This window comes from Fluviicola sp. (genome assembly GCF_030151805.1).
Lineage (GTDB): Bacteria > Bacteroidota > Bacteroidia > Flavobacteriales_D > Crocinitomicaceae > Fluviicola.
Map to the genome: position 1 here is coordinate 1 of NZ_JASLCN010000422.1, position 9,100 is coordinate 9,100.

2 protein-coding genes are annotated in these 9,100 nt (G+C 41.0%); both read left to right on the forward strand.

The features are described from left to right. Window positions 1-36 precede the first annotated feature (36 nt). Window positions 37-8,469 (forward strand): hypothetical protein, encoded by an 8,433-nt coding sequence (locus Q1V93_RS15950; RefSeq protein WP_300666021.1) that lies wholly within the window; start codon window positions 37-39, stop codon window positions 8,467-8,469. Continuing rightward, window positions 8,466-9,029, forward strand: coding sequence for a hypothetical protein (locus Q1V93_RS15955; RefSeq protein ID WP_300666022.1), 564 nt, complete (start codon window positions 8,466-8,468; stop codon window positions 9,027-9,029). Before Q1V93_RS15950 ends, Q1V93_RS15955 begins: the two co-directional genes overlap by 4 nt. Window positions 9,030-9,100 lie beyond the last annotated feature (71 nt).

Here is a 9,100-nt window from a genome sequence, read left to right on the forward strand (position 1 = left end):
GTTGGAGAAACGGTCTATGACAATGAAGGGCGTGGTGTGATCCAGATTCTACCGGTTCCACAGGCAAATCCGGGCATTCAGTATTACGAGCAACTCAACAAAAACGGAACTGGGGTTCCTTACAGTTACAGAGACTTTGACCTGGAAGATACTTCTTCCACGTGTGTAACAAGCCAGGCAAGAGAAATGGGTACTACCAGTGGAGCATCCAGGTATTATTCTCCCGGCGGACATGTAGGTGAAACCAATTGGCAGCAATATGTTCCGGATGCAAAAGGCTATCCTTTTACCCAGGTTGAATATACGCCTGATAATACGGGAAGATTAAGAAGTGAAAGTGGTGTCGGAAAGGATCATGGAATCGGATCAAATCATCAAACGATCTACTATTATTTACAGCCGGCTCAGGAAGAGTTGAACCGTTTGTTCGGATATAAAGTTGGTTACAAACAACGTTATAAGAAGAATATGATTGTGGATGCAAATGGCCAGGTAAGTATTTCCTACCTGGATGCGTCCGGGAAAATAATTGCTACTGCTTTGGCAGGAGATAAACCTACCAGTGCAACGGCAGATCTGCCGCTTTCAGGTTTAGGTTCGGAAGGAGCATCAAATCATGCGAATCTGACGATTGACATTCTTGGTAAATTGAACGAATCGGATCCGAATACGCCTGATGACAACAATGATCTGATGGTTACGGGTCGTTTCGGAGGTTTGAATGACGGCTTGAAAAGCGGTACTCAGATCGCAGTTGCCAAAAACGGTTCGGTTTACTCGTTTGAGTATAAGGCTCAGTCGAGTTACTTTACAGCAGCTTGTGGAGTGGACGGAATTAACTATCCTTTCGTTTATGATTTGAAACTAAGTCTTCGGAACGATTGTGGAGAAGAGAAATTCACCCACCTTTACACAGCTGTTGGTGAGCAGCAGTTCTCAAGTACAGTTACCGATTTTGTAGATTTATTGGAAACAGTGACGTTGGATAAAGGTTCCTATACTGTTTATAAAGAAATTACGGTTAATGAGGCTTCTTTATTGGCTTATAAAGCCCATTATCTGAGTCCGACAACAGGTTGTATTTTAGGCCCGGAAGCCTTTGGAGACACCCTGGAAGTTGATTGTGATGAAAGCTGTGCTGCCTGTGTGGAAGCCTTGGGAACCTGGGCAGATTATCGCACTCAGGCCGAGCTGGATGCAGGACATGAATTAAATACGAACGAAGAACAGGCAGTACATGATGTGTATGATGCATTATATGAACAGTGTATTGAGCCATGCCGTCCGCTGACAAATTGTGATGTTTACCTCGAAAGTATGCTTGGCGACCTGAAGCCACAGGGTCAGTATGGAGGTACTACAGCCGGAGACGTTTTGAGTATCTTCAATAATAGTCTTACCAGTAAACTGAAAAACGGTTCGGGTGCTCTTTGTAACTGGCAGACTCCTGCGACTCCTTACCTGGATGAAAATGGCAATCCTTCCTTGATTCCTGTTACGATTAATTACAATTCTTCAGGGGTGATCACATCTTATAGCCCGAATATTACTTCTCCGGGAAGTTTGGTGGTGATTAACGGAGCATCCTATATCCGTCCGCAGTATCTGGCAAGTGTTACAGACTTCATTGCTTACTTTGAGCCAACGTGGTCGGAAGTATTTTTGCCTTACCACCCGGAGTATGATTTTTATGATTATTCGAAAAAAATATGTGAAGGAGAATTGGAAATCCCTGCAACATCTACGACTACCAGTGCAGATTTTATGGTATCAAGTGAAGTGTTCAATGATTTGATCTTGAATAAGGCAATGACTTATGCACAGGCAAACAGCCTTGAAACAACTTTGGACGGACTGAATTTTTATACGGTTGATCTGATCCCAAACCCGTCGAGTTCGTACGGTGGATTGTATGAAATCGATCCTTATTTCCACCAGACCTATTCCCCTCACGGATGGATCACTTCTCATCAGGCTTCGTTCTTTACTCCAGCCGTAAATGCTACTACCCTGAAGAATGATCTGATGGAAGATGCTTTATTGGATTACAAGAACAGCGGAATGTCGATGCTGTCTTATGCAGTAAAGACGGTGTTCCAGAATGCGTCGGTACCAGCTTCAATGACGTGGGCATCGATTGGTACACACCCTGTTTTTTCTACTCAACAGGATTTAATCTGGCAGACTTTCAAGTCTTATTATGTTTCGTATAAACTTCGTATTAATCAGTTATTGATGGATGTTTACGGGTATACCAAACACAAAAGCCTTTCGTATGATATCCCGGGATCTGCTTCTGTCTCTATTTCTGTTGGGCAGTTCAATGGAGCGATCGGAGTTGGAAACGTAAATACTGGAGTTTTCCTTAGTTTCCAGGAGAATGCGCATTTCTTCCCTGTATTCAGAATGTTTTACAATACGTATACAACGCCTCATTCAGGTCCGATTTCAGGAGGAGGTGTCTGGACAGTTACTGCAACACCATGTTATTTCCGTGGATCGGAGTATGACAGCAAGCAGATTCGTGTTACGCGCTTCGATGCTTTATCGGATCCATCCCTTACAGATGCTGTTGCTGTTGCAGAGCTAAGTGCCCAGGGAGATTATGCGATGTGGGAGTCTACAGGACTTTGTCCTTTGACATTGGATTTTGAACGTTTCCTGGACGCCCAGGGGAGATCCAATGCTTTGACTTACTCAGGTAATTTATCAGCTGTTGGATCATTTACTCCGGATATGTTCAAAGCCCTTACAGGTTCTGCGCTTGGGTCGGGTTCAACGATGAGTGTTACACCGACGATTTCCTCTGGTTCATTGAATCTTCAATTTACCTCTACAGCACCATCTTCCACTCAGACGATTGTGATTCCTCAAATTGGACCGTTTAACTGGTCAACGTATGGATCTTCCTGGCATATTTACGGCGTTTCCCATAGTTTCCCTGTAGCATCAACAACCTATGATGTGCAGATTTTAGTAAAAGCGGGAACGAGTTTGGCTACTGCGGAAGAATATGTAATTACTTACCACAGCCCGATTGATTTGAACGGCTGCCAGACAGAATACGCTCAGAACGGTGGCAACCTGGATCCGGAATGTGAGAAAGAAAAGAAATTCGAATCAGCGATGCTTGGTTTGATGCAGAAGCTGATGGAGAATGGGGTGTTTTATAGTCCTACGCAGATTAATATCACCAACTATCCGGAATACGCTAATTCAGTATTGTTGGAATACTTAGGGATGACTCCGGGAACTCCTACGTATTGGTTGGGACCAAATGTGAATGGAGTGATGGGATTTGGTCAGGGATCTGGTTCCACTACGAATGGTTTCGTTTTCCAATTGCCAGGTTTTTCAACTAGTTTAACAAGTATAACATCGTTCTCTCTTGTAGGAGGAACTGTTTATGTAAGTGGAGTAAATGCCTCAGCACCATATGCTTATTCTTATTCAGGCGAATATACTTATGAACATCTGGGGGTAAAACCATCGGTTTTGGATCTAAGCTGTCCGTGTGGCAGTGAAAAAACACCAGAACAGAAAGTAGCGGATTATCTGACATACATCTATACACAGCCTTCGATTATCTGTGGTAACCAGCCTGCGGAGCTGGTTGCGATCAAAGATTATTTTCCATTCTCCAGCCCTGTGATTGCTAATGTTACTATTACCGGGAGTACGCGAGTTATTCAGCATATTCAACAAGGTACACCTTGTGTGGAAGGATCTCGTAGAGATGCCTGTGAAATCGGAATTCTGAGTAGTTCAAGCTTCGTGGCAGTATCCAATGTTGTTTTTGGAGTTAACGGTTTTACATTTACAGGACATTTGTCCAATGGTAGCACAGAGAATGTTACTGTCAAAGCACCTTGTTTGAACGTTAAACCTTGTACGGAATGTTTACCGCAAATAGTACCGCCAGTGAGTTGTTCTCAAGCATACAATGGTTACTACGGTGATATGCATTATCTTTTCTCTTACACGGACCCTGAGGAATCGGCTGTTTTCGAGTCAGAATATGTGGTAAGTGATTCTTTGTTCTGTGCAAACGGGTATGCCTATATTTCGGCAACCTACATCGCATATCTGGACAATCAATCGATCTCTTCGGTCACTGATCCACGTTATATGAGCCTTTCCCAGTTTGGAAATACTCCGTTGGGATATTTAAATGTCGATCCGGCATTATATGCTTATCTGGATTATCTTGGTGCTCCAACAAACGGGACACTGGATTGGCACACTTATGTATCAACCATTTATATGCCTGCCCACCCGGAGATTTGTCCGGCAAATCCATCAGGAGTTAGTTTCCCTTCAGGTCCGTTTGCGGAAGCTCCGTGTAACCAATGGGAACAATTTGCAGCCGATGTGAACCAGCAGAACCAGTATGATTTGTATTTGATCCAGGCAGGAAATAAATTTGTGCAGGATTATTTATCGGCTGCTTTATCGAGTTTGGTTGAAAACTTTACAGAATCTCATTCGGACAAGGAATATCATTATACCTTGTATTATTACGACCGTGCAGGAAACCTGAATCAAACGGTTCCACCACAAGGAGTAGATCGTTTGGAAGCAGGTGAAGCAAATACCCTGACCAACGACCAAATAAATACGTTTCGTGCTTCCATGTCTTCGGCAACAGATAATGTTAACCCGACAACTTTCGTGAAACAGGCACCGGAACATAGTATGAATACAGTATATCATTACAACTCCTTGAATCAGCTGGTTTATCAGAACACACCTGACGGTGGAGAAAGCCGTTTTGCTTATGACCGTTTGGGCCGTTTGGTTTTGAGTCAGAATGCGAAGCAAAAGGCGATGAACCCGCAACGTTTCAGTTATACGAAGTATGACGGATTAGGCCGGGTAATAGAAGCTGGAGAACTGATTTCAAATTCCAGTGCTTACAACATTAGTGATTGGGGTACTTTGAAAAATGGTGCAACTGATTACGTTGGTCTTACGGGAGTGAATGCCTTGAATTTCCCGGATAACCTGTCTTCAGGCAGAAAGGAAGTGACACGTTCCATCTATGATGAATTGATGTATATGGGTTCAGGAATTACGGTTCCATTTGATGGAAGTTCTCCTATTGTAGTATCCACATTATTTGAATCCTATGAACCTTTGAATACACGTAACCGCATTGTAGGAATCATCTACCAGGAAACGTATGCTGCAAGCTTGAACACTTACAATAATGCTACTTTCTACGATTATGATGTGCACGGAAATGTAAAGGAATTGATCCAGGTGAATACAGATCAGGCTTTGTTGGATTTCAATCATCACGTTAAGCATATCCATTATGATTTTGACCTGGTTAGCGGAAATGCTCGTAAGGTAACCTACCAGAAAGGGCAAGCAGATCAGTTTATCCACCGTTACACATACGATGATGATAACCGGATTACACATGTAGAAACCTCTAAAGATGATTTCTACTATGAAAAAGATGCGAAGTATTTTTACTACGATCACGGACCTTTAGCACGAACAGAGACCGGAGATAAGAAAGTGGTAACTTCGGATTATGCCTATACGATCCAGGGTTGGTTAAAAGCAGTGAATGGAGAAGAGATAGCCAGCCAGACAACGATGGGTGGTGATGGTCTGGGAGGATTGAACGGATACGCAGGACGTGATGTATACGGCTATAGTTTACATTATTTTGCGGGTGATTACAATGCTTCAAATACTTCGATGCTGAATTATTCCGCAACAGCTTCTACAATGGGTACAGCAGGTTCTTCCTTGTATAATGGTAATGTTCGTGAAATGTATACAGCTTTGACAAATTACGATGAAGTGGCACAAAAAACACATCGTACAGTATATGGACACGATCAGTTGAATCGTACTACCAGTATGACCGGAACTTATATGGGGATCGTAAATGGAGTAGTTACTGAGAATGAATCAGGATATAAGAGTGCATACAGTTATGATGCCAATGGAAATATTCTCACAATGAAAAACTGGTCTTCCGAGGCAATTAATGAACCGACGGCTCCTAAAATAATAGATAACCTGAAGTATACTTATTTTGAGAAAGACCCTCTTCCGATAGGAAGTGTACCTACTCCAACCTACATTCCGGGAGTATCCAATAATTCAACCATGAATGCAACGAATAGACTTGCCTTTGTAGATGATTCTTTGATAGCAGGCAATCCGGATTATGGAGATATTGGAGATCAGGACAGTGAGAATTATGATTACGATGAAATCGGTCAGTTGACGAAGGATGTTGGTGAAGGGATTACTAATATTATTTGGACGGTAACCAATAAAGTGAAAGAAATTCATAAATCGAATAATGACATTATTCATTTCGATTATGATGCAATGGGTCGTCGTATTGCCAAAAAAGTAAGTCACCCGGATGTAAATGGCAATTATGCTAATGGTAATTATGAAAAAATGTTCTATGTTTTAGATGCTTTAGGGAACGTAATGAGTACTTATGAGCGTAAGAAGACTAGTTCGTCATCACCAAATAATTTGTATCTTGCAGATAGGGGAATTTACGGATCCAATCGTTTGGGGCTGGAAGATGCGAATCTACTGATGGAGCATTTCGATCCTTTGGAAACCATTGATGATATGGAAGAGCAGTTTGGTCAAAAGTTCAATTCTGGTGAGAATAATTTAGGTTCTTCTTGGCAGCGCCAGGCTACCTGTTCTACTCCTGTATCGATGAGTAACGTAGGCGGAGCTCTTCAGGTGACGGATGTTTGTTCAGCGCAGCACGATTTGTTTATTCAGACTGAAATAGGAAGAGAATACGAGTTCCATGCAGATTTTGATGTTTCATTGGCAGAAAGCTTGTACATCATGTTCTTTGTGCACCCGGCAGGTTGTGGTGGGGCAACTTACTCAGAAAACCTTCCGGTATCTACAGGTCATTTCAGTTATTCATTTACGGCAACAAGCACCTGTTCACGGATTTCGATCCGTAACCTGGGGAACTCGAATAACGGAGGAACATTCAAGATCGATAACGTATCGGTTCTTCGTAAAATTAATCAGAACCTGGAAGTTTTGAACAAGGTTGGGGACAAGCAATACGAGCTGGCGAACCATTTGGGGAACGTATTGAATGTAGTAACCGATCGTAAATTGATCCAGGAATCGGGAGATGAAACGGTTTTCTTTGATCAGTTTACAGAGGCAGGAAATGTATTGGGATGGCATTATGAAGAAGCGGTATTCGGTGCTCCGATGCCTTCCGATTATTCTGTCACAACAAGCCCGGGTGGAGGAAGTCTTCTTTTGAATGTAGGAGCAGCTCCAGGAGGTTATTACGGAATGATGAAGTGGGCTTATTTCCAGCAAGGGGTCACTTACACACTGAGTTTGGATGCGAATTTACCTCCACAAACAGATCCGGATGCCGGTTATACGGAGTATCCTGCAATTGTAGTTGTTTCATCACCAACGAATTCTACTTTTTTAATGTTGGAGGAAGTAACATCTTCAGGAAGTCACACCTATTCGTTTGTAGGAGATGGTACTTATGGGGTTATTGGAATAGCATCTGCTCCAAACTTAACTTATGAGTTCGATAACATCAAATTGGTAGCACATAATGCGTATATTGTTACCGCAGATGTGAAGAGTTATTCAGATTACTATCCGTTTGGAATGAAGCTGCCACAAAGAAATGGTATTGAAGGAGATTTTTATAGATACGGATTCCAAGGTCAAGAAATGGACGATGAGATTAAAGAAGGTGGAAATTCAATCAATTTTGAGTTCCGTATGCATGATCCGAGAATTGGAAGGTTCTTTGCAATTGATCCGATGTTTAGAAGTTTCCCTTGGAATAGTTCTTATGCATTTTCGGAAAATAAATTAATTGCATTTGGCGAACTTGAAGGTAAAGAGAGTACTCCAAAAACAAGAGATTATACGGTGATTCAGGAATATACCTATAAATTAATGGAAGAAGATGCAATTGGTTCGGATGATAAATTAGGGAAAATAACCTTTAATTTAATGGCGACTAAATGGACGGATGGTACCTGGACTTATTCAGCGGAGGTAAAACCTTCTAATGTGAATGGAGTAGGATTCGCCGGGGAGGTTGTTTATGATAAAGAAACCGGAACGTTTACGTGCACATTAACAGCATCAGAAGGCGAACAGCAGATTAGTACAGGTCTTTCAGCGAAGGCTAAAATGGGGGATTCGGAAATTGGAGCCACGGGTTCGAAAGGAACAACTTATAATGGTGCATCAAGTTCTGAGAGTTTTACAGTGATTTTTGACACGAAGAAAAATGTGTTTGACAAGATCACAAAGATTGATACGAAAGAATGGGGAGATGAATTGGATGAGCTTTTTGATCAAGCTGAATCCTGGCCATCGGATTATTATGATTCCGATGTAATTAATCCGCTTGAAATATATGTGAAAGAAATCAAAGATTATAGTATAGTTAAAAATCCACAATGAAAAAAATAATAGGAATATTATTACTTGGTTTGTTGAGCAGTTGCGATTTTGGAGCAAAAGAAAAGCAACTGTATGAGGTGAAGATTGAGAAGAATAAGGGTCTTTTTTTAGAACACATTATTAAGGATGTTCAGACTAAAAAAGTACTATTCAGTCTGAAATACGATGCAATTGAAAATAAAATAACAATTAAAAGACGTGAATTTCTTGATGTTGGTGTGGAAGTATCAAAAGTGTTTGAACAAGATTCAACTAGCTTTAGAATCCAATTACATTATTTCAAAAAGAAAAATTTTAAATTCAATAAATCAATTTCAGTTTCTGGAATAAAAGGAAAGTTCAAGGATTTTTATTATTCGGATGAGCCAAATCGAAATCTTTCACATGATTATAATGATGTTCATCTTAGTTTTACCTTTATGAGGTACAAAGGATTTGATAAGTATGATTTAGTGGGTGAATTTTTTGATGATTATGAAACAATTGAAGAATTGAATGAATTAATTTTTGATGGTGTTGAAGGAGATATATACTTATTTAACGGAAGTATTAAAGATTAGACTAATTTTTTCTTAAAGCGTGATTATCAATCAAATTTGATTGGGCTCAGTAAAGAAATGGAAACAGGTGA

What these genes read in the sequence shown, in the direction of transcription:
- Q1V93_RS15955 (WP_300666022.1), top strand. Translation starts at nt 8,466, where the DNA reads ATGAAAAAAATAATAGGAATATTATTACTTGGTTTGTTGAGCAGTTGC.